The organism is Streptomyces sp. NPDC048420 (assembly GCF_040651535.1).
In the GTDB taxonomy this organism is placed as follows: Bacteria; Actinomycetota; Actinomycetes; order Streptomycetales; family Streptomycetaceae; genus Streptomyces.
In genome coordinates, this window is the sequence record NZ_JBEZKG010000018.1 from 188007 (window position 1) to 209735 (window position 21729).

General features: G+C 70.5%; 17 protein-coding genes and 1 pseudogene. 8 read left to right on the forward strand and 10 right to left on the reverse strand.

The features are described 5' to 3' along the window. Positions 1-19 precede the first annotated feature (19 nt). From AB0D34_RS31950 to AB0D34_RS31960, 3 genes are all read left to right on the forward strand, one after another. Positions 20-613, forward strand: coding sequence for a TetR/AcrR family transcriptional regulator (locus tag AB0D34_RS31950; RefSeq protein ID WP_362667793.1), 594 nt, complete (start codon positions 20-22; stop codon positions 611-613). A gap of 92 nt (positions 614-705) precedes the next feature. Beyond that, on the forward strand, positions 706-2127 hold the full coding sequence (locus AB0D34_RS31955; protein ID WP_362667796.1) for an MFS transporter: 1422 nt from the start codon (positions 706-708) through the stop codon (positions 2125-2127). A 49-nt stretch (positions 2128-2176) separates the two neighbouring features. Beyond that, on the forward strand, positions 2177-3160 hold the full coding sequence (locus AB0D34_RS31960) for a quinone oxidoreductase (protein ID WP_362667799.1): 984 nt from the start codon (positions 2177-2179) through the stop codon (positions 3158-3160). A 987-nt stretch (positions 3161-4147) separates the two neighbouring features. Here the strand turns inward: AB0D34_RS31960 and AB0D34_RS31965 are convergent. From AB0D34_RS31965 to AB0D34_RS31975, 3 genes and pseudogenes are all read right to left on the reverse strand, one after another. Beyond that, entirely contained in the window at positions 4148-5080 is a 933-nt protein-coding gene (locus AB0D34_RS31965) for a helix-turn-helix domain-containing GNAT family N-acetyltransferase (RefSeq protein ID WP_362667801.1), read from the reverse strand. Positions 5081-5157: 77 nt separating this feature from the next. Further along, positions 5158-5487 (reverse strand): annotated as a pseudogene (locus AB0D34_RS31970) (dihydrofolate reductase family protein); the annotation flags it as partial. 61 nt (positions 5488-5548) lie between these two features. Then, positions 5549-6346 (reverse strand): DUF4253 domain-containing protein, encoded by a 798-nt coding sequence (locus tag AB0D34_RS31975; RefSeq protein ID WP_362667803.1) that lies wholly within the window; start codon positions 6344-6346, stop codon positions 5549-5551. Positions 6347-6439: 93 nt separating this feature from the next. On the opposite strand from AB0D34_RS31975, the gene AB0D34_RS31980 reads away from it, so the two are divergent. After that, positions 6440-7111, forward strand: coding sequence for a methyltransferase domain-containing protein (locus tag AB0D34_RS31980; RefSeq protein ID WP_362667805.1), 672 nt, complete (start codon positions 6440-6442; stop codon positions 7109-7111). Positions 7112-7152: 41 nt separating this feature from the next. Continuing rightward, positions 7153-7740: a DinB family protein gene (locus AB0D34_RS31985; RefSeq protein WP_362667808.1), complete on the forward strand. Its 588-nt coding sequence runs from the start codon at positions 7153-7155 to the stop codon at positions 7738-7740. A 108-nt stretch (positions 7741-7848) separates the two neighbouring features. Here AB0D34_RS31985 and AB0D34_RS31990 read toward each other — a convergent pair whose 3' ends face one another. After that, a complete protein-coding gene (locus tag AB0D34_RS31990; RefSeq protein ID WP_362667811.1) occupies positions 7849-8895 on the reverse strand; it encodes a LacI family DNA-binding transcriptional regulator in 1047 nt (348 codons plus the stop codon). Positions 8896-9160: 265 nt separating this feature from the next. Here AB0D34_RS31990 and AB0D34_RS31995 point away from each other — a divergent pair, with 265 nt between their 5' ends. Genes AB0D34_RS31995 through AB0D34_RS32005 form a run of 3 tightly spaced genes read left to right on the forward strand, consistent with a single transcriptional unit; the run spans position 9161 to position 12296 of the window. Further along, the gene (locus AB0D34_RS31995; RefSeq protein ID WP_362667813.1) at positions 9161-10318 is read left to right on the forward strand and encodes a Gfo/Idh/MocA family oxidoreductase; all 1158 of its coding nucleotides are present in this window, start codon (positions 9161-9163) and stop codon (positions 10316-10318) included. After that, positions 10315-11469, forward strand: a complete 1155-nt coding sequence (locus AB0D34_RS32000) for a dihydrodipicolinate synthase family protein (RefSeq protein ID WP_362667816.1) — start codon at positions 10315-10317, stop codon at positions 11467-11469. The genes AB0D34_RS31995 and AB0D34_RS32000 overlap by 4 nt, the downstream gene beginning before the upstream one ends. Next, on the forward strand, positions 11466-12296 hold the full coding sequence (locus AB0D34_RS32005; protein ID WP_362667818.1) for a sugar phosphate isomerase/epimerase family protein: 831 nt from the start codon (positions 11466-11468) through the stop codon (positions 12294-12296). The genes AB0D34_RS32000 and AB0D34_RS32005 overlap by 4 nt, the downstream gene beginning before the upstream one ends. A 51-nt stretch (positions 12297-12347) precedes the next feature. Here AB0D34_RS32005 and AB0D34_RS32010 read toward each other — a convergent pair whose 3' ends face one another. The 6 genes from AB0D34_RS32010 to AB0D34_RS32035 all read right to left on the reverse strand — a co-directional run bounded on the left by AB0D34_RS32010 (position 12348) and on the right by AB0D34_RS32035 (position 21581). Further along, complete coding sequence (locus AB0D34_RS32010; protein WP_362667820.1) at positions 12348-13214, reverse strand: DUF1963 domain-containing protein; 867 nt, start codon at positions 13212-13214, stop codon at positions 12348-12350. A gap of 206 nt (positions 13215-13420) precedes the next feature. Then, a complete protein-coding gene (locus tag AB0D34_RS32015) occupies positions 13421-16612 on the reverse strand; it encodes an RICIN domain-containing protein (RefSeq protein WP_362667823.1) in 3192 nt (1063 codons plus the stop codon). 85 nt (positions 16613-16697) lie between these two features. Then, on the reverse strand, positions 16698-18458 hold the full coding sequence (locus tag AB0D34_RS32020) for a glycogen debranching protein (protein WP_362667825.1): 1761 nt from the start codon (positions 18456-18458) through the stop codon (positions 16698-16700). Between the two features lie 68 nt (positions 18459-18526). Further along, positions 18527-19336 (reverse strand): carbohydrate ABC transporter permease, encoded by an 810-nt coding sequence (locus AB0D34_RS32025; protein WP_362667827.1) that lies wholly within the window; start codon positions 19334-19336, stop codon positions 18527-18529. Then, complete coding sequence (locus tag AB0D34_RS32030; protein ID WP_362667830.1) at positions 19333-20316, reverse strand: sugar ABC transporter permease; 984 nt, start codon at positions 20314-20316, stop codon at positions 19333-19335. Before AB0D34_RS32030 ends, AB0D34_RS32025 begins: the two co-directional genes overlap by 4 nt. A 20-nt stretch (positions 20317-20336) precedes the next feature. Further along, entirely contained in the window at positions 20337-21581 is a 1245-nt protein-coding gene (locus AB0D34_RS32035) for an extracellular solute-binding protein (protein WP_362667832.1), read from the reverse strand. Between the last annotated feature and the right edge of the window lie 148 nt (positions 21582-21729).

The following is a 21729-nucleotide window of genomic DNA, read 5'->3' on the forward strand; positions in this document are numbered from 1 at the left end:
TAGTATGTACAGTCGTGTCATGACCACCAGGACCGCACTCGTGGAAGCGACAGCCGAGCTCCTGTGGGAGCGCGGCTACACGGGCACGAGCCCGGCGATGATCCAGAAGCGGGCCGGGGTCGGGCAAGGCAGCATGTACCACCACTTCTCCGGCAAGGTGAATCTGGCCGTCGCCGCCATGCACCACTCGGCCGGGACACTGCGCGAGACGGTGGAGGAGGCCCTGTCCACCGGTCAGTCCGCGGTGGAGCGGATCCGCGCCTACCTGGAGACGGAACGCGATCCGCTCGCCGGCTGTCGCGTCGGCCGACTCGTACAGGACCCCGAGGTGGTGGTCGACGACACGCTGCGGGCGCCCAGCGGCGAATTCTTCGCCTGGCTCACGGAACGTATCGCCCAGGTTCTCGAAGAAGGCGTCGCGCGGGGCGAACTGCGCCAGGACACCGACTCCAGGACGACGGCCTCACTCCTGGTGGCCGCCGTCCAGGGCGGCTACGTCCTGGCCCGTGCGCGACGGGACCCGCAGGTGTTCCGCCACTGCGTCGCCGGTGCCCTGAGGGCCGTAGAGGCACTGAGGGCCGCACCCGCCCCGTCCCGCTCTCCCGAGGACTGATCCGCTCGGCGCGGCCGGCCCGCCCGGCACCGCCGCGCCCTTCCGCATCACGCCCCCCCACTGCTCCCCCCGACCACAGGAAGAGTCCCCCCATGACGACCTCCGCCGCCCCCGGAACGAGCACCGGCCTCCCGTCATCCGCGCCCGACCCGGCAGCCGACCGGCCCACGCACCACAGCAGGCTGGCGCTCGCCGCCGTCTGCCTCGGCTTCTTCATGATCCTTCTGGACGGCAGCGCCCTGAACGTCGCCCTCCCCGCCATCGAAAGGGACGTGCACGGCTCCATCTCCGCGCTCCAGTGGGTGGTGAACATCTACACCATCCCGCTGGCCAGCGTCCTGCTCACCGCGGGGAGCATCAGCGACCGCTGGGGCGCCCGCCGGCTATTCGTCACCGCGCTCGCCGCCTTCACCGCGGCCTCGCTCCTGTGCGCCCTGAGCCCCACCCTCGGCACCCTCATCGGCGCCCGTTTCCTCCAAGGCCTGGCCGCGGGTGGTCTGCTGCCCACCACGCTGGCCATCATCGCCCGCACCTACGCCGACCCGACGGAACGAGCCAAGGCCATCACCGTGTGGGGAGCCACGGGCGGCATGGCGCTCGTGGCCGGGCCGATCGCCGGCGGATTCCTCACCGACCTGTGGGGCTGGCGGTCCATCTTCTTCATCAACGTCCCGGTCGGCCTGGCCACTCTCTACCTCGCCCAGCGCCACGCCCGTGAGACGCCGCGCCGCGAGGCCCGGCCCGATCTGCCCGGCCAGCTCACCGCCATCGTGGCCCTCTCGGCACTCGTCGCCTACCTGATCGAGGGAGGCCCGCTGGGCTGGACGTCGCCGATCACGCTCGGGCTGCTCACCCTCGGCATCGTGGCCGGCGTCGCCTTCGTCGCCGTCGAACAGCGCACCGAGCACCCGATGCTGCCGCTCGTCGTGTTCCGCCGGGCCGCCTTCACCGCCTCGGTCAGCAACGGCTTCGCCTTCCAGTTCGGCGGCTACGGCATGCAGTTCATGCTCGCCATCTACGTGCAACAGCACTGGGGCCTGAACGCCCTGGAGACGGGCGTGCACTTCCTGCCCTTCGGCATCTCATGGGTGTTCGGCACGATCGTCCTCAACCGGCGCATGGTCGGCCGCGGTCCACGCACGCTGCTGTGGACCGGTGCCCTGGCCTCCTTCGTCGGCGCCGTGCTCCTGCTGGGCGTCGACGGCATCGCCACGCGGCCGCTGTTCCTGATCGGCACCGCCCTGGCGGGCCTGGGCTGCGGCGTGTTCTCCCCCAGCCTGAACGCCGCCGCCCTGCTGTCCATCGAACCCGCCTACGCCGGGCTGGGCTCCGGCATCCTCAACACCGCCCGGCAGGTGGGCATGGCCATGGGCGTCGCCCTCCTGGGCTCCTTCATCGCCATGGGCGACTCCCTGTTGGGGCTGCGCGTCAGCGTCGGACTGGTCGCCCTGTGCTTCCTGGCCATCGTGGTGCTCAGCCTGCGCTACGTTCCTCGGCGGGAGGCAACTGCCTGATCCCCGCCCCGATCACCGACCCGGCCATCACTCGACACCAGGAGCTCGCATGCGCGCAGTCATCGCGGAACGCCACGGAGGACCGGAGGTCCTCACGGTCGGCCGACGCCCCGTGCGGAACCCGGACAGGGGCGAGCTCCTGGTCGAGCTGACCGCCGCCGGGGTGAACTTCAAGGACGTCTACGAGCGCCAGGGCACCACCCCGTTGAAGGCCCCGCTGGTTCCCGGCAGCGAGGGCGCTGGAGTCGTCCTGGCCGTCGGCGCCGACGTCGCGGGCGTACGGCCCGGCGACCGCGTCGCCTGGTGCCAGGTGCCCGGCAGCTACGCCGAGCAGGTGCTCGTACCCGCCTCCGCCGCCGTACCGGTGCCCGACGACATCGGCGACCAGGACGCCGCCGCGATCATGCTCCAGGGGCTCACCGCGCACTACCTCACCACGTCCACCTACGACGCGGACAAGGGCGAGTACGCCCTTGTCCATGCTGCGGCCGGCGGTCTGGGGCAGCACCTCGTCCGCCTGCTCGCCGGTCGGGGCGTCCGGGTCATCGCCGCCGTCTCCACGCCCGAGAAGGCGGCGGTGACCCGCGCCGCCGGCGCGCACGAAGTGGTCATCGGGGCCTGGAACAGCGAGAACGGTGCCGAACGCGCGGCACAGGTGCGGGAGTTGACCGACGGCCGCGGTGTCGACGTGGTCTACGACGGCGTGGGCAGGGACACGTTCGACGCCGGCCTGGCGGCCCTGCGTCCGCGCGGCGTCTTCGTCCTTCTCGGCGCTGCCTCGGGCCCGGTGCCCCCACTGGACCCCCAGTCCCTGGCGAGCCGGGGCTCGCTCTACCTCACCCGCCCGACGCTGGTGCACCACGCGACCGACCCGGCGGAACTCGCCGCCAGGGCGGGCGACGTCTTCGCCTGGCTTCGCGACGGCACCCTGAGCACGGCCATCGCCGGCCGCTACCCCTTCGAGGAGGCGAGCCGGGCCCACGAGGCACTGCAGTCACGCACGACCACGGGCAAACTGCTTCTCCTTCCCTGACCTCAAAGCGTCCTCGTGGCAGGCGACGGCTCAACGAGCTTGTCCTTGCAACCTTTCGACGGTTGCGGAGCGATGGGTGTCCTCTCGCCCCGGACGGTTTCCTCAAGCGCATCGTGGCCTACCTCTCGCCGGACTCCGTCCACCTCCTGTGCCGACGCCACATCCCGCCCCCGACCGACTGTCGGCCCGTCACAGTCGAAGATCTCGAGCGCCTGTTCCGCCCTGGTGGAGGCGGGCGCCGCGGCAGCGTCTGCGATCTCGACGTGCTGATCGACTGACCTGCTCTCCGCTGGACGACGACGGCCGGCGGATCGCCGACCGTCGAGCCGGCCATCCGAACCGCGGAAGCGGACGCCCCAGCGCCTGGGTGGGACGCTTGCGTTCGACCCAGGTCCAGCGAGGCGGCCACGGCGTGCTCTCGATTGGGGGGAGTTCGCCGGTCCACCCGATCCGTGCGGAGCGGGTGGACAGACGAGGATGGATGCGGCCCCAGGCCTCCACGGCCTTCGTACTGGTCAGGTGCCTCTTTGGTCGGAGCACAGGACCAGGCGGAGGCGGTGCTCACGTCCCCGGAACCCTCATACGAGCGAGTGCGTTCAGGAGGAGGCCCTGCGGGGTGCTCGGCTCGGCCACGACTCGGTCTCGGCCTGGTGAACCGTGAGGCAGTGCACGGCGTGACGCAAGAGCGTGTGACCATGCGCTTCGAGCCGAGTTCGCGTGTACCGCGCTTGCCGGGGAACGATGAGCCACTTACCGGCCGACTGGTTCAGTTCCGCTGGCTGGTCGACCGCTCCAGCGGCTCACGGGCTGGCTGCTCCAGCCACTCACGGGCTGACTGGGTCAGCCACTGACCGACCGAGTGGCTGAGCCACTCACCGGCCGACCAGTTCAGCCCCTGGCCGGCCGACTGGCCCAACTCTCACCCATCCACCGGCCCGACCACCCCACGACCCCACCACCCCACCACCCAACCTCCCGGCCGACCCGTCACTCACCCGTCCCGGTCAGCTCCAGTCGCCAGTCCTGGCCGTTCAGGTCCTGGCCGAAGGAGCGGTGGGGCTTCTCGGCGGCCAGGACGAATCCGTGGCGCTGGTAGACGCGGCGGGCGGCGGTGAGGACGTCGTTGGTCCACAGGACCAGATCCCGGTAGCCGACACCGCGCGCGAAGTCGACGACGGCCGAGACCAGCCGGTCCCCGATACCGAGTCCGCGCGCCTCCGGCTCGACGAGAAGCAGCCGCAACCGGGCCGTGCCAGGCGCGTCGTCCCGTACGCACATCACGCACCCCACCGGCCGCCCGTCCAGCTCGGCGATCCACACCCGCTCCAGATGCGGATCATGGTCCTCCGCGAAGTCGGCGACGATCCGCGCGACCAGCCCCTCGTAGTCGGCGTTGAAGCCGTACTCGGCCGCGTAGAGGGCCGCGTTGCGGGCCACGATCCAGCCGAGGTCGCCGGGGCCGGGATCGCGCAGCAGGACGTCCTCGCGGCGCGGCGGGCGGCCGTCGGACAGCAGGGTGCGGACGGTGTGCATCGCCTCGGAGAGCCGGGGCCGGTCGGCGGAGGGGACGGTCGCGAGGAGCGCGCCCACCGATTCGTCGGCGCGCTCGGCGAGCAGCGCGGCCGTCTCCCGGCCGCGCGCGGTGAGCGTGACCCGGCGCCGACGCGGATCCCGCCGCGAGGGCGTGCGCTCGATCAGCCCTTCCTGCTCGAACTTGTTCAGGATCCGGCTCAAGTACCCCGCGTCCAACGAGAGTTCGGTCCGCAGATCGGCCGCGTCGGTGCGCGGCGAGTGCGCGAGCTCGTACAGGACGCGGGACTCGGTGAGGGTGTACGGGGCGTACAGCTGACGGCTGTAGTCGAGGGCGCCGATGACGTTCGTGTAGAAGCGGTTGAAGGCGCGGATGTCCTGGACGGTCATGGTCGGTCGACCCCCGGATGCTTGACTCAGTCAGAGATATCGCTGAACCGAGCGTAGGACGTCCGCGCCCACCGCCGCTAGCCCTCGGTAGCGGGCCGGTACACGCACACCAGCACGCCGGTCTTCCCGGCGACCGTGGACACCAGCTCGAAGGGCCGCTTGGCCCCGTCCTCCGGGAAGATCGACTTGCCGCCGCCGAGGACCACCGGCATCACGAGAAGCTGGAGTTCGTCGACGAGCCCCTCGCTGATGAGCGTGCGGGATCTGCTCGGTGTCGTTCCAGGTCAGCTCGGAGTCGTCGAGGGTGTCCGTGACGACGTGCTTCTTCAGGGAGTTGAGCCGGTCGGCTGGGGTCCCCCCGCTTGCGGGGGAGGGTCCCCGGCGCGCTCCGGCCACGCCACCGCCATCCCCTCCGTGAACGCCGGCCCGAGCACTTATTGGCGGGGGGAGCGTACGGCGTCTTCCGCCTCAGTCCCACCAAAACCGCCACTGGGTCCGCCCGACGAGTTCACGCGCGTACTCGGGGAACGGCGTCGGCGGATCGTCCACGATGTTGTCCGCGGTGGACAGTACATGTTCCAGCGCGAGCCGCTCCGCGTCCGCCGGATCAAGGGGCGGCCGCGCGACCGAGACATGCAGCTCACCGCCGTACGCGGCCACCACCCGGGCCCCGAACCGCCCCTCCCAGCTCCGCAACAGGGCGCCCAGCAGCGGCTGCGGTCCACCGTGGGACCAGCCCATCAGCGCCGGGACGTCGGCGGAGCGGCGGGCCGGGACGAGGGCGAGCACGAAGGACGCCGCGAACGGCTCGGTGCGCAGGAGACCGGCGACCGTACGGGCCGCCGCCTCCTCGGGGCTCGAGCCCCCGCCGCCACCCGGACCGGCGGGCGCGAGCCCCGGCCAGCTCTCGAACGGCGGCCCCGGATCGTGCGGCCAGGGCTCGATGTCCTCCGGCATGTCGTCGTCCGGTAGCTCGGCGGAGGCCGGGTCGGACCAGAACGGCAGCCGCTCGCGCCGGTACTCGGCGAAGTCGACCGCGAGGACCTCGTCGAGCCGTACGGCGTCGGCGGCGGCCGGATCCGTGGGCCGCGAAGGGTCTTCCGGCCAACACAGGTGCGGGTACAGCCCGGTGACGGCGGCCTTCCCCAGCAGATCCGCCCACAACTCCCCGACTTGGTCGGGCAGTTCGTCGGAGAGCCAGACCTCCGTCGGACCCCGTCGCTCGAAACGCCCCGGAGGCAGCCCGTCGGGCAGGGAAAAGACCATGGCCGGGACGATAGAGGAGCCCACTGACATGGAGGCCGTGAGCTGTCGGCGAACGGCGGTCCGCACCCCGAGATCGCTTCCTACCCTCGAAGGATGACGACAGCGACGTACGACGCTCACGCGGACTGGTACAACGACTACATGTCGCGCTCCTCCGGCGGCGAGTTCATCGACAGGCTGCACACGATGCTCGGGGAACTGCTGGGGCCGGGGGAGGGGATCTGCCTGGACGTCTGCTGCGGCACCGGCGCCCACGCGGCCCCGGCGGCGGCACTCGGTTGGACACCGGTCGGCGTGGACCTCTCGCACGGCCAACTCCGCCACGCGGTAGGCCGGTTGCCGGTCGCGGTCGGCGACGCCACGGCCCTCCCGCTGGCCGACGACTCGGTCCCTGCCGCGATGTGCGTGCTGGCGAGCACGGACGTGCCCGACTACGCGGCCGTGCTCAGGGAGATCGCCCGGGTCCTGACCCGGGGCGGCCGGTTCGTGCACCTCGGCGTCCACCCCTGCTTCATCGGGGCGTTCGCCGACTGGAGCGAGGGGACGAGGATCGTGGTCGACGAGAGGTACGCCGACCGCTCCCGCACCCTCGACTCATGGAACCCCGCCGGAGTGCGCGCCCGCGTCGGCGCCTGGCACGTCCCACTGACCGACCTGCTCAACGCCACGCTCACAGCGGGCCTGCGGCTGGAGCGGACCGTGGAGACCGGGTCGGGCGGGATCCCCAACCTGTTCGGATTCGCGGCGGTGAAGCCCCTCCGCTGATTACCGGTGGACAAAGATCGTGCCGCCGACAGACTGATCCGATGACCGAAACAGCTGACGCCGCCGACCTGCGCCTCTACCTCCAGGACGCCCGTGACTCCCTGCTCCGCAAACTCGACGGCCTCGGCGAGTACGACGCCCGCCGCCCCCTGACCCCGACCGGCACCAACCTCCTGGGCCTGGTCAAACACCTCGCCGGTGCCGAGGCGATCTACTTCGGCGAGACCTTCGGCCGGCCGCTCCCCGGGGCCCAGCCGCTGTGGATCACCGGCGCCGCAGAACCCAACGCCGACCTGTGGGCGACTCCCGAGGAGAGCCGCGAGCAGATAGTCGACGCCTACCACCGAGCCTGCGCCCACGCCGACGAGACCCTCGACACCCTCCCCCTGGACACCGTGGGCCGCGTCCCCCGGCCCCCGCACGCCGAACTCACCCTCCACCGCATCCTCGTCCACATGATCGCCGAGACGCATCGGCATGTGGGCCACGCCGACGTCGTACGCGAACTCGTGGACGGGTCGGTGGGGCAGAGAGGGGAGGGGGACAACATGGCGCCGGGGGACGGGGATTGGTGGGAGCAGTACCGGAACAGGGTGGAGGAGGCCGCGAGAAAGGCGGGCAGTCGATGAGGGCTCTGGAAGTCGCCGTCCAGTCCGGCCTGCTCAGGGGCGCGGGGAACTGCGCGACCAGCCCCCCACCGCCCCGCACCCGTCGACGAAGAAGTGACGACCGGCCCCTCAGGCCCGCGGCACCCCAGAGGACCCCCGAACCATCAACTCCCCCCGAACCGTGGCGATCCCCCCGGGCGGCGGCTCCTCCCGCCCCATCGCGATCCGCCCCGCCCGGGCCCCCGCCTCCGCCAGCGGCAACCGCACCGTCGTCAACGCGGGCACGGCGTCGATGCTGAACGGCAGGTCGTCGAACCCGGCGACGGACACGTCATCCGGAATCCGCCGCCCGGAGTCCCGCAGCGCCGCACACGCCCCCAGCGCGACGGAGTCGTTCGCGGCCACCACAGCCGTGAGCGACGGATCCCGCCGCAGCAGCTCCAGCGTGGCCTCGTACCCGGACCGCCGGTCGTACCGCCCGTGCACGGTCCACCGGGGATCCTCGGTGATCCCGTGCGCCTCCAGTGCCGCCCGGTGGCCCTCCAACCGGTGCCGGGTCGTCGTCCGCTCCTCGGGACCCGCGATGTACCCGAGGCGCCGGTGCCCGAGCCCGATGAGGTGCTCGGTCAGCTCCTTGCCCCCGCCCCGGTTGTCGAAGGTCAGCGCGACCGCCCCCGTCTCCGGCGCCGGAGGCCGCCCGCACAGCACGATCCGCGTCCCCGCGTCCGCCAGCTTCCGCAGCTTCGCCGACATCGCGGCCTTGTGCGGCGCGGCCTCCGTCGCCCCGCCCGTCAGGACGACCGCCGCCGCCCGCTGCCGCTGGAGCAGGGTGAGATACGTCAGCTCCCGCTCCGGAGAACCCCCGGTGTTGCAGACGACCCCGAGCCGCTCCCCGCCCGCGCGGCCGCCCGGCCCGCCGATCTCCGACTGGATCGCGCCGGCCATGATCCCGAAGAAGGGGTCGGCGATGTCGTTCACGAGGATCCCGACGAGATCCGAGGTGGCGGCGGCGAGCGAGCTCGCCGGCCCGTTCAGGACGTAGTCCAGCTCGTCCACGGCCCGCAGCACCCGTTCACGGGTGGACGCGGCCACGGGGTAGTTCCCGTTCAGTACGCGCGACACCGTCGCGGGGGAGACCTGGGCGCGGGCCGCCACGTCCGCCAGGGTCACCGTCATCTCGTCGTCCTCCGGTAGCGCGCCTCAGCGCATCTCAGTCGTACTCCGTCGTACACGCGGGCCCCCACGGCCCGGTTCCGAGCCGACCTTAAGCCCCCCACCCCCGGTTGTTCGCCCCCTCGAACAACTCACCCGGTTCGCGGTCTTGTCCAGACCGGTGGTCAGAGGCTAGCTTCTTCTTGCATAGAAAGCGCTTGCTGTAACGCTCATCAGTGGAGCGTGCGCGGCGCGCACAACCGCGTACGACTCCTATGAAGGGAATGACGTGACACGCAAGACGGTGCGTATCGCCATGAACGGTGTGACGGGGCGCATGGGCTACCGCCAGCACCTCGTCCGTTCGATCCTCGCCATCCGTGAGCAGGGCGGCCTCGACCTCGGTGACGGCAACGTGCTGTGGCCCGAGCCGATCCTCGTGGGCCGCCGTGAGCACGCGCTGAAGGCCCTCGCCGAGCAGCACGGCCTGGACCCGGCGAACGTCTCCACCGACGTGGACGCGGTCCTCGCCGACCCGACCGTCGAGATCTACTTCGACGCCCAGGTGACCTCCGCCCGCGAGGAGTCCATCAAGAAGGCGATCGCCGCCGGCAAGCACATCTACACCGAGAAGCCCACCGCCACCGGCCTCGACGGCGCCCTGGAGCTGGCCCGCCTCGCCGAGGCGAAGGGCATCAAGCACGGCGTCGTCCAGGACAAGCTCTTCCTGCCGGGTCTGCTCAAGCTGAAGCGCCTCATCGACGGTGGCTTCTTCGGCCGGATCCTCTCGATCCGCGGCGAGTTCGGCTACTGGGTCTTCGAGGGCGACTGGCAGCAGGCCCAGCGTCCGAGCTGGAACTACCGGGCCGAGGACGGCGGTGGCATCGTTGTCGACATGTTCCCGCACTGGGAGTACGTGCTCCACGAGCTCTTCGGCCGCGTGAAGTCCGTCCAGGCCCTCACCGCCACCCACATCCCCCAGCGCTGGGACGAGAACGACAAGCCCTACGACGCCACCGCCGACGACGCCGCGTACGGCATCTTCGAGCTGGAGGGCGGCGCGATCGCCCAGTTCAACTCCTCCTGGACCGTCCGCGTCAACCGCGACGAACTCGTCGAGTTCCAGGTCGACGGCACCGAGGGCTCCGCGGTCGCCGGTCTGCGCAACTGCCGCGTCCAGCACCGCTCCGCCACCCCCAAGCCGGTCTGGAACCCTGACATCCCGGCCACCGAGTCCTTCCGTGACCAGTGGCAGGAGGTCCCGGACAACGCCGAGTTCGACAACGGCTTCAAGGCCCAGTGGGAGCTCTTCCTCAAGCACGTCTACGCCGACGCCCCCTACCAGTGGGACCTCCTCGCCGGCGCCCGCGGTGTCCAGCTCGCCGAACTGGGCCTGAAGTCCTCGGCGGAGGGCCGCCGTCTCGACGTACCGGAGATCTCGCTGTGACGATCCAACTCCCCACGGGTGACGGGGGATTCAAGGCGTACGAGCCCCGCAAGGAGCCCATCGCCGCCACCCCCGGCACCCCCTTCACCTCCCGTACGGTCTTCTCGGCGGCGCACGTCGTCGCCGACCCGTTCGCCGACACGACCCCCGACTCGCCCGCCGCCGTCGACTGGGACGCCACCCTCGCCTTCCGCCGCCACCTGTGGTCGCACGGGCTCGGGGTCGCCGAGGCGATGGACACCGCCCAGCGCGGGATGGGCCTGGACTGGGCGGGCGCGGCCGAGCTCATCCGCCGCAGCGCCGCCGAGGCCAAGTCGGTCGGCGGTCTCATCGCCTGCGGAGTCGGCACCGACCAGCTCACCGGCCCCGCGACCCTGGACGAGGTCCGGGCCGCGTACGAGGAGCAGCTCGCGCTCGTCGAGGAGTCCGGCGCCCAGGCCATCCTGATGGCCTCCCGGGCCCTCGCGGCGGCCGCCAAGGGCCCCGAGGACTATCTGGAGGTCTACGGCCACCTGCTCCGCCAGGCCACCGAGCCGGTCGTCCTGCACTGGCTCGGCCCGATGTTCGACCCGGCGCTTGAGGGCTACTGGGGCTCGTCCGACCTGGACGCGGCGACCGACACCTTCCTCCAGGTCATCGCGGCCCACCCCGACAAGGTCGACGGCATCAAGGTCTCGCTCCTGGAGGCGCAACGCGAGATCGACATCCGCCGCCGCCTCCCGCAGGGCGTCCGCTGCTACACCGGCGACGACTTCAACTACCCCGAGCTGATCGCGGGCGACGACCAGGGCTTCTCCCACGCCCTGCTCGGCATCTTCGACCCGCTGGGCCCGCTGGCCGCCGAGGCGGTCCGGGTGCTGGACACCGGTGACGCCAAGGGCTTCCGCGAACTCCTCGACCCCACCGTCGAGCTGTCCCGCCATCTCTTCCAGGCACCCACCCGCTTCTACAAGACGGGCGTGGTCTTCCTCGCCTGGCTGGCCGGTCACCAGTCGCACTTCACCATGGTCGGCGGCCTCCAGTCGGCCCGCTCTCTCCCGCACTTCGCGCGCGCCTACGAACTCGCCGACGGCCTGGGCCTGTTCCCGGACCCGAAGCTGGCCGAGGAGCGCATGAAGAACCTGCTGTCCCTGTACGGGGTGACCCAGTGACCGACCTGTCCCGCTTCTCCATCAACCAGATGACGGTCAAGCAGCTGTCGCTGCCGGAACTGGTCGAAGCCTGCGGCCAGTTGGGCGTCATCAACGTCGGCCTGTGGCGCGAGCCCGTCCAGACGTACGGCCTGGAGGCGACGGCCAAGCTGGTCCGCGACGCGGGCCTGACGGTCACCACCCTGTGCCGTGGCGGCTTCTTCACGGCGATCGACCCGGACGAGCGGGCCGCCGCGCTGGACGACAACCGGCGCGCGGTCGACGAGGCGGCCACCCTCGGCACCGACACGCTGGTGCTGGTCTCCGGCGGTCTCCCGGCCGGCTCGAAGGACCTGCACGGCGCCCGCGAACGCATCGCGGACGCCCTGGCGGTCCTGGGCCCGTACGCCGAGGAGCACGGCGTGAAGCTGGCGATCGAGCCGCTGCACCCCATGTACGCCTCCGACCGCTGTGTGGTCTCGACGCTCACCCAGGCCCTCGACCTGGCGGAGCGCTTCCCCGCCCGGCAGGTCGGCGTCACGGTGGACACGTACCACATCTGGTGGGACGACAACGCGCCCGCGCAGATCGCCCGGGCGGGCGCGGGCGGCCGTATCCACACCTTCCAGCTCGCGGACTGGACGACCCCGCTGCCCGAGGGCGTCCTCAACGGCCGCGGGCAGATCGGCGACGGCTCGATCGACATGCGCGAGTGGCAGCGGTACGTCGAGGCGGCCGGCTACACCGGCGCCATCGAGGTCGAGCTGTTCAACGACGCGCTGTGGGCCCGGGACGGCCGTGAGGTCCTCGCGGAGACGGCGGAACGGTTCGTGGCGCACACCCTGTGACGGTCTGTTCGGTCCCCACCCCGCCGGGCCCTGGGTGGGGACCGTGAGCCCCTACGGATTCCAGAACACCGTCGTGAAAGCGCGGTCGAAGCGCCGCGTGGCCAGGTCCGCGCGCTGGACGGCCCAGTGGACGGTGGCGCCCTCCAGCCCGTCGATCCACGGAGTCCAGTCGGCGAGCAGCACCCAGTCCGCGACGTCGGCCGACACCGGCTCGCCCCCGCCCCAGCGTCCCGCTTCCGCCTCACTGACCGCGTACGACACGGCCCGCCCGACGGGGTCCGTGTCGATGGCCTCCTCGTCGGCGTACCCACCGAGCTGGAGCCGCCCCGGAGAGACGATCTCGCCGTGGGTCTCGTGCCACACCGCGGCCAGTTCCTCGGAGCGCGGATGCCCGGGGAGGGGCTCGGAGTAAGGCGCCTCGGGTGTCTCGACCCAGTGGTGGTACGGCAGCGAGACGTCGACCGTCGCCCGGAGCTGCTCCTGCGGGAACTGCGCGAAGACCTCCTGGTACTCGTCGTCCTGCTCGAACCAGGCCCATCCCTCCTTGTCCCGCTCCTCCACGGCGGTCCCCGCGGGGACGTACACCACGCTCCCCATGTTGTCCCCGTCGCCGAAGTTCTCGGGATAGGCGAACAGCAGCAGGTGGCCGTCGGGCGGCAGCGGAAGATCCGTCGCACCGGCGGGCAGGGCCGCGAGGTCGATGGACGCGACGAAGGGGTGGAAGGGGTGCGGTGTCCCGACCGGAAGCATCAACGGCCCTCCGAACCGCCCCACCACCGGCCCGTCCCCGTCCTCGGCCAGCGTCGCGCAGGGCCTGGCGGTGTCCATCCACCGCTCCACGTCCTCGGCGGGTATCCCGCGCGCGAGCGCCTTGTCACGGAAGGGCCCTAATCTCTCTCGCATCTCGTCAGGAGTCATGGAGGAAACCTAGGGCCGGGCACTGACAAAAAAATCCGTGGACCCGTACAACCCTTCTCCCACCTCGCCGGTCGTACTTGGCATCAGGACTCTTGGAGGGGGATCCGGGGGGATCGCGGGGGTTCTGACGGGGAGGGAAAAGCCGAAGGGGTCCGGTCGTCAGACCGGGCCCCTTCGAAGTGTGTGCGTGGTGGATCCGCCGCTGGTCAGCTCTTGCCGAGCAGGCGCCAGATCTGGTTCTTCTTGGTGGTCAGCGTGCTCCCGGTGTCGCAGGTCCACTGGTGGACGAGGGCTCCGGGCGCGGTGGAGATGGTGCTGACGTCGACGCACTTGCCGCTGTGCACGGCGACCAGCTGGTAGTCGTGGCTGTTGCCGAGCGCGGTCACCGGCCTGAGGGTGAAGCGCTGGTTGGTGCCGTTGAGGCAGGTCCACTGCTGGACGGCGGCGCCGTCGGCCGTCGACAAGGCCGAGACGTCCAGGCACTTGCCGCTGGAGTGGTTGACGACGGTGTAGGTGTCGGTCGTGCCGGCGACGGGGTGGAAGTCGAAGATCTGCTCCTGGCCGGTGCCGCAGGTGTTCTGCTGGTACTGGGTGCCGTTGGCGGTGGACTGGGCGGGGTCTTCGAGGCAGAGCTGGCTGTGCTGGGCGACGGCCGTGGAGGAGAAGCCGGTCGAGGCGCCGATGTGCAGGCTCGCGGGGGCGAAGGAGACCTGGTCGAGGTGGGGTGCGGAGCTGGAGCGCATGGGCTGCCCGATGTCGCTGCCGCCGCCGGAGTAGACGAGACCGATGGTGGTGCCGTCGTAGTTGTAGAGCTGCGAGGCGGTGAACTTGACGCTGTTGGCGCCCTTCGCGAGGGTCACCGGGACGGTGTAGTCGTTGAACTGGTTCCAGTGCAGGGTGCTGGCGAAGTTGACGCGGGTGGCGCTGCCGCCGTTGACGCTGACGTCCGCGTGCTCGGCGTACAGGTCCGGGTTGTAGTGGTTGGAGGGCAGTTCCTCGGCGTTGGCGTAGCGCATGGTCATGGCGTAGGTGCCGGCCGTGGGCGCGTTGACGTTGAGGGTGAGGGAGTTGGCGGTTCCGTTGCCGATGCCGGTGACGACGCCGCCGTTGGCCTGGCTGTAGGTGGTGTCGGTGGCCGCGGTGCCGGTGAGGGTGCCGTTCTCGGCCTGGTAGGTGACGACGTTCCCGGTGGTGACGGCGTCGGTGGCGCTGAACGGGGTGACGGCCAGGTCGTCCAGGGACAGGGTGCCGCTGGTGCCGGTCACCTTGACCTTGTTGATGCCGCCGTTGAGGTACACCCGGTTGGTCGAGGTGGACCAGGCGCCGGTCGTCGCGCCGGAGAGGGTCTGGTCGTCGGCGGCCTTGCCGTTGACGGTGAGGCCGGCCTGGCCGGTGTTGCGGTAGCGGGCCGTCAGGTCGGCGTATCCGTCCCGCGCCGAGTAGACCCAGAAGGTCGCGGACTTGCCGGAGGTGAGGTTCACCGCGCCGGCGCCGGACTGGCCCTGGGAGGTGTAGGTGGCGGTGCCGCTGTCCGAGAGGTTCGCCTGCTCGGCCTCGTAGAGCGTGGTGCCCTGCACGGAGGCGTCCTTGTACCGCAGGTCGATCTTGTCGATGATCGCGTCACCGTCGGTCGCCGCGCCGTTGTCGCCGGTGGTGGCCAGGGTGATGGCGTGGCTGCCCGCGGTGAGGTGCACGGTGGTGTCGCTGTGCCCCCACACCACCCACTGGAAGCCCACCGGGATGTCCATCCTGGTCGAGGCGCCGCCGTCGACCCGCATGTACACGTTCGTCGGGCCCTTGACGTCGGCGTCCTTGGCGTAGCTGTTGCCGAACACCGACAGGTCGTAGTCGCCGGTGGTGGGAACGTTGACGGGGAAGGAGATCACCGTGGTCGAGCCGGTGCGCAGGCCTCCGACGTCCTTGGTGCCGGAGGTGGCGAACTTGCCGACGTTGCCGGTGGTGCCCTCGGTGTTGATGTTGTAGCCGCTGCCGCTGAGCGTGGCGTTCTCGGCCTCGTACGTACCCGTCCAGGTGCTGTCGGAGGCGGTGCTGCTGCCCGTGCCACCCGGGGAGACGATCACCTCGTAGGCGGACATGCGGTCCAGGGTGATGGGGACCGTGATCGAACCGTCGGAGTCCACGGCGACGTCGGCGTCGGAGAGCCGGGTCGGGGTGGCCGCCGCGCCGATGTAGCCGCTGTAGCGGTCCTGGAACACGCTGACGTGCACGGTGCTGCCGAAGACGGCGGGGTCGATGTTCTTGATCACGGTGTTGGAGGCGCCGCTGGTGCCGCCACCGGCGAGGATGACACGCGCCTGCTTCTTGGCCGTGTCCAGGCTCGCCAGGCCCTGGAGGGTGTACGCGGCGTTGGCGCCCGAGCTCGTGACCTTGACGGTGTTGCCGCTCATGGAGCTGTACCAGTTGTACAGCCACCACTGGGCGTTGGGCGTGTTCTGGGCGGCGGCGGAGTCACCGAGGTTGCCGTTGATGTTCCAGTACGGCAGGTTCCCGTCGATCTTCTCGTCCTCGATCGCCGAGATCCACTGGACCATCTGACCGGGGTCGGTCAGGTGGTAGCGGTGGGCGTACTCGTTGAGGTTGACGGTGATGGGGGAGGTGATGCCGGCGGCGGTCTCCGCCGCGCGGTAGGAGTCGACGGTGCTGCGGACGTCCGCCGGGCTGCCCAGGGTGTGCCAGGTCACCACGTCGGGCAGGCAGTTGTTGGCCTTGCAGTAGGTGAGGAAGCCGCTGAGGGAGGAGGAGGTGTAGCTGGAGGTGTTGGGTCCGGCGAGCCGCGCCTGGGGCCAGATGCCCTTGATGAAGTTGTAGGTCTGGCGCCACTCGGCGTTGAAGTTGGCCAGCGCCGTGGAGTTGGTGCGCATGCCGCTGAACCAGTTCAGGTCGGGCTCGTTGTAGGGGACGAAGACGATGTGGCTCGCGTAGGGGCTGGCCATCGCCTGCTCGACCTGGGTCTTCATGGTCGCCTGGTAGGCCGCGTAGCTCGCGCGCTCGTAGTTGGCCCGGTAGACGTCCGTCATGTAGATGAAGATGTCCCCGCCGCCGCTGTCGGTGAAGGGCTTGGCGATCTCCAGGGCGTCCGAGCCGGGGTGCTGCTGACCGTCCTGGTACTTGGTGTTGGTGGTCTGCAGCCCCATCCCCTCGATGAGGTTGTTCGTCGGTACGTCCGGTCCGTACAGGCCGTACAGCGCCCCGGAGGCGCCGCCGCGGAAGGCCCCGGTGGTGGTGCCGAGATCGACGGTGAGGGTGGGGGTGGCGGCGGAGGCCGGCGTTGCCATCGCGGTGGTGACGCCCGCTATGACGGTCAGCGGGAGCAGCGTCCTGGTGATGCCGTGGAGAATGCGTCTGGTGGTCGAGCGCCTTTGCCCGATTCGTGGCATGTCCTTACGTCCCTTCAGGGATGCGGCTGGGTTGTTGTTGCGCCGGCCCCCGTGCCGGACGTGTGGATGGGTTGTCGCTCGTCGGTCAGGCGACAGTGGTGTCGGCCGCGGCCTCGGCACGGCGCTGTCGGTGGTCGCGGGCCAGCAGCAGATAGCTGCTCGCGGTCCAGGTGTAGGCGCGGTCGCGGAGTCCCTCGCCGGTCAGCGCGTCGAAGTTCTCGGCGAAGCCGGAGATTTCGCACAGGGCGCGGAAGCGGGCGCTGATCTCGTCCGCGAGCCGGTCGTGCCCGGCGCGGCGCAGGCCGTCCTCGATGAGGACGGTGGCGGGGGCCCAGATCGGGCCGCGCCAGTAGCCGTCGGACTCGTAGTGGGGGGAGCCGGGGTGTTCGGTCGCCAGGCCGTACGCGGTGAGGTGGGCTTCGATCTGGTCGGCCAGCCGGTCGTGGATCTTGGCGGGCAGGCGGTCGCCGAGCACGATCGGCATCAGGTCGAGCAGGCTGGAGCTCGGGGAGAGGGCTCCGCCGTGGGCCGGGCGGCTCAGGAAGCGTTCGCCGTCCCACAGCTCGTCCAGCAGGGCGGCCTGGAGGGCGTCGGCTGTCTCGGTGCGGCGCCGGGCGTCGTCCGCGAAGCCGAGTTCGCCGGCCAGCCGGGCCAGTTCGTCGAGCTGGAGGATCAGCGTCGCGGTGAGGTCGGCGGTGACGGCGAGGCGTCCGGGATCGAAGGTGGTGGCGTTGTCCCAGCCGCTGTCGTTGCCGTGCTGGTAGTGGGGCAGGGCGGCGCCGGGTGCGCGCCGTGCGGTGAGCCAGAAGTCCGTCCAGCGGGTCAACCTGTCGTACGCCTGAGCCAGTTGGGCCGGGTCGAGAGGTTCGGTGAGCCGGGTGCGCAGGTGACCCAGGGCCCAGCCGTGGATGGGCGGTTTGACGAAGTTGTAGAGGACCTCGGAGTGCGTGACCGAGTCGGGCAGGGCTCCGCTCTCGTCCTGGTGGTCGAAGGGCAGCGAGAACTGGTCCCAGGCCAGGCCGGGTACTCCCGGGGCCAGCGCGAGGGCGTTGAAGCAGTGGTCCCAGCTCCAGACCTTGTCCATCCAGTGCTTGGACATCAGCACGCCGGGCCGGGTGACCAGGCCGGCCGGGCGCACGGTCGCCGACCACACCACGTAGGCGGCGAGTTCGGCCGCCGGAGTGTCGTCCGAGCGCCAGGGGGCGACCGTGTCGGCGAACTCGGCGAACGATCGCCGCGCGGCCTCCATGACCTCGCCGAACGACGCCGAGGTGCGGTAGGGCCGACGCGCACTGTCGAGCTCCTCGACCGCGACCTCCCACGATCCGTCGGCCTCGCCGGCGACCGTGAGACCGCGGTCCCCGGCGCCCAGGGCCTCGGAGCCGGACACCTCGGCGACCGTGCCGGACAGCACGGTGATCCGGTAGCGGCGTCCGGTCTCGTAGGAGGTGAAGGTGTGGGCTCCGTCAACCGGGTCGCGGTAGAAGTAGGTGCCGCTGAACGGGGTCAGCGCCGGTGCCGCGGCGGAAACGCGCAGCGACAGATCCGCACCGCGCAGTCGTACGGTGTCCGGCGTCTCGTAGGCGAGGTCGACCCGTCCGGCCGCGCCGGTCCACGTCAGCAGGCCCGGTGTGGCCTTGACGCGGGTCTCGGCACGGTCGCCCGTCGCCGCGTCGAGGGGGACCAGGCTCAGGACGGCGTGCATGCCGTTCTGGTGCGAGACGAGGTGGAGGTCCTCCGCGTACGTCTTCTCCGCCACCACGGGGGAGATGCCGAACCAGGACCCGTGGGTGCTGAAGGGTATGTCGTGGACGGAGAAGGCCGGGCCGGACGGGGCGGCGGTCATGGTGGCGGTACTCGTTTCTTGAGCGGGGATCGTCGGAGATCTTCAGGGGAAGGGCCGCGCCGCGGACGTCAGTCCTTGACGGCGCCGGCGGTCACGCCGGCGGCGACGTAGCGCTGGGCGAGGACGAGGATGACCGTGGCGGGCAGGGAGGCCACGACGGCGGTGGCCATGATGGCGTTCCACTGCTGGTTGTTGTTGCCGATGTAGTGGTAGATGCCGAGGGTGATCGGCTCGTGGGCGCCGCCGCCCGCGAGGGTGCTGGCGAAGATGAAGTCGGACCAGGACCACAGGAACGCGAACAGGGACACGGTGACGATCGAGTTGCGGCTCATCGGCAGGACGATGGACCAGAAGGTGCGCAGGGCCCGTGCCCCGTCCATCTGCGCGGCCTGGAGCAGTTCGCCGGGGATGCCGGACATGAACGCGGTGAAGATGAGGACGGCGAACGGCACGGCCAGGGTGGAGTCGGCGACGATCAGGCCGGGGACGGACTGGAGCAGGCCGAGCTGGAGGTAGATGGCGTAGAAGCCCATCGCCATGATGATGCCGGGGATCATCTGGGCGACCAGCAGGAGGAAGCTGAGCACGCCTCCGCCGCGCGGGCGCAGTTTGGCCAGCGCGTAGCCGGCCGGGGCGGCCAGGGCCACGGTCAGCACGACGGTGCCGAGGCCGATGACGAGGCTGGTGCCGAGGTAGGGCAGCTGCTGGTCCAGGACAGCCCGGTAGCCCTCCAGGGTGCCGTGGGCGGGGAACAGATCGGGCGGGGACTTGCGCATGTCCTGGTCGCGGGTGAAGGACACGTTGATCATCCAGTAGACCGGGAAGAGCATGATCCCGGTCAGCAGCAGACCCAGGGCGGTCTTCAGACCTTTGCTCATGACAGCGCCTGCTTTCGCTGGACCTTCAGGTAGATCAGGCCGAAGACGAGGGCGGCGACCACCAGCAGGTTGCCGACGGCGGCGCCGGGGCCGAAGGCGGGCAGCAGGTTGCCGAAGCCGAGCTGGTAGGACCAGGTGGCGAAGGTGGTGGAGGAGTCCGCCGGACCGCCCTTGGTCATGATCCAGATGATGTCGAAGACCTTGAGGGTGTAGACGAGGCCGAGGAGCAGGGTGATCGCGGAGACCGGGCGCAGCAGCGGGAAGGTGACGCTCCAAAAGCGCCGCCAGGCGTTCGCGCCGTCCAGGGCGGCCGCCTCGTACAGCGAGGTCGGGATGGACTGCAGGCCGCTGTAGAGGACGACCAGGTTGAAGGGGACGCCGATCCAGATGTTCGCGATGATCACCGAGGTCAGTGACCAGGACGGTGAGGTCAGCCAGTTCACCGGGCCGACGCCGACCGCGTGCAGGAGGGCGTTGACGATGCCGGAGTCGCTGTTGAGCATCCAGGACCAGGTGGACGCGGACACGATCAGCGGCAGCAGCCAGGGCACCAGGAACAGGGCCCGCAGGGTGGCCGAGAGCCGGAAGTTCTGGTGGAAGAAGACCGCGAGGGCCAGCCCGATGGCGTACTGGAAGAGCAGGCACACTGCGGTGAACACCACGGTGTGGACCAGGGCGGGGGTGAAGGTCGGGTCCTCGAAGACCCTCCGGTAGTTCGCCAGGCCCGCGAAGGGGGCGTTGCCCTGGACGAAGGAGCGCACGGTGTAGTTGCGCAGGCTCAGGTCGAGGTTGCGGTAGAGCGGATAGGCGTAGAAGAGGGCGAGGTAGAGGGTCACCGGGGCGAGGAAGGCCCAGGCAGCCCACTGCGGGGAGGCGGGACGACGCCGGGCCGTGGTGCGGGCCGGGGGCGGGGCGGCGGTCGCCGCCCCGTTCCCGGCGCGGACCGGCAGCGCATCCGGCGCTCGTGTCGTGCGGTTCATCAACGGGCCTCTGGCACTGGTTACTTGACGGAGGACTGGGCGGCCGTGAGCGCGTCCTTCGGCGACTGGGACCCGCTCAGCGCGGACTGGACCGCCTTCCACAACTGCTCGGAGATCTTGGGGTACTTGGTGCCCAGGTCGTCACTGGTGCGCCCCTTGGCGGCCTTCACCGCGTCGACCCACGGCTTCAGCTCGGCGTTCGCGGCCACCTGCTTGTCCTGGACCTCGCTGGTGGGGGCCACGTAGGACAGCGTGGTGTCGGTGTCGAGCAGGTTCTGGCTGTTGGTCAGGCAGGACACGAGCTTCTGCGAGGTGGCGTAGCGGCCGGTGTCGTCCTGCACCGGGAGGGTGACGAACTCACCGCCCGTCGGGGCGGCCGCGCTGCCTCCCGAGGCGCCGGGTATCGGGAGCACGCCGTACTCGAAGCCCGCCTTCTTGGCGTTGGCCAGCTGCCAGGTGCCGTTCTCCGCGAAGGCGTAGTCGCCGCTCGCGAACTCCTGCCAGCTGGTCGTCTGGGTGTTGTTGATCACCGAGTTCGGGGCGTAGCCCTTGTCCAGCCAGTTCTTCCACAGCGACAGAGCGGAGACCGCCTGGCCGGAGTCGAGTGCGGTCAGCTGGGCGCCCGAGCCCCAGTACCAGGGCAGGAACTGGAAGCTGCCCTCCTCGGTGCCGATCGCGGAGAAGGTGATGCCCTTCTTGCCCGCCTTCTTGACCTTCTCCAGCGCCGCGGTCAGCGACGTCCAGTCCTTCACCGAGGCGATGTCCACCCCGGCCTTCTTCAGGACCGCCTTGTTGTAGTAGAGGGCGAGGGTGTTCGCGCCGATCGGCGTGCCGTAGGTCTTCCCGCCCGACTGGCCGGCCGCGAGGAGGTTGGGATCCACCTTGGAGGTGTCCAGCTTGTTGTCGTCGGTCGTGGTCAGCACGCCCGCCTCGGCCAGGGTCGAGACGACCGGGTTGTCGACGATGAGGACGTCCGCGGAGTTGCCCTGCTGCGCCGCCAGCAGCGCCTTGTTCGTCAGGTCGCTGGTGTCGAAGCCGGTCCGCTTGATCTTCACGCCCGCCTCGGTGCCGCACTTGTCCAGCAGGTTCGTCCAGGCCGAGCCCTTGGCGAACTGCGGGTACGGGTCCCAGACGGTGTACGTCTTGCTGTCCGCGCCCTTCGCCGAGGAACTGCCGGAACTCGACGAACAGGCGGTGGCGCCGGCGGTGACGGCGACGACGGTCAGGACTGCGGCGGTCAGACGCCGTCTGGCAGATCGGTTCATGGTGTCTTCCTCATGGGTTCTGGCACAGGTGTGCCCTGGGATCGGCACAGGTGTGCCCTGGGAGGGGTGAATGCGGGCCGCTGGGCTCGCCGAACCCGGGCGGCGAGTTGCTCAGCCGGCCGGTATGGGGTGCGGAGGGTGAAGTGGT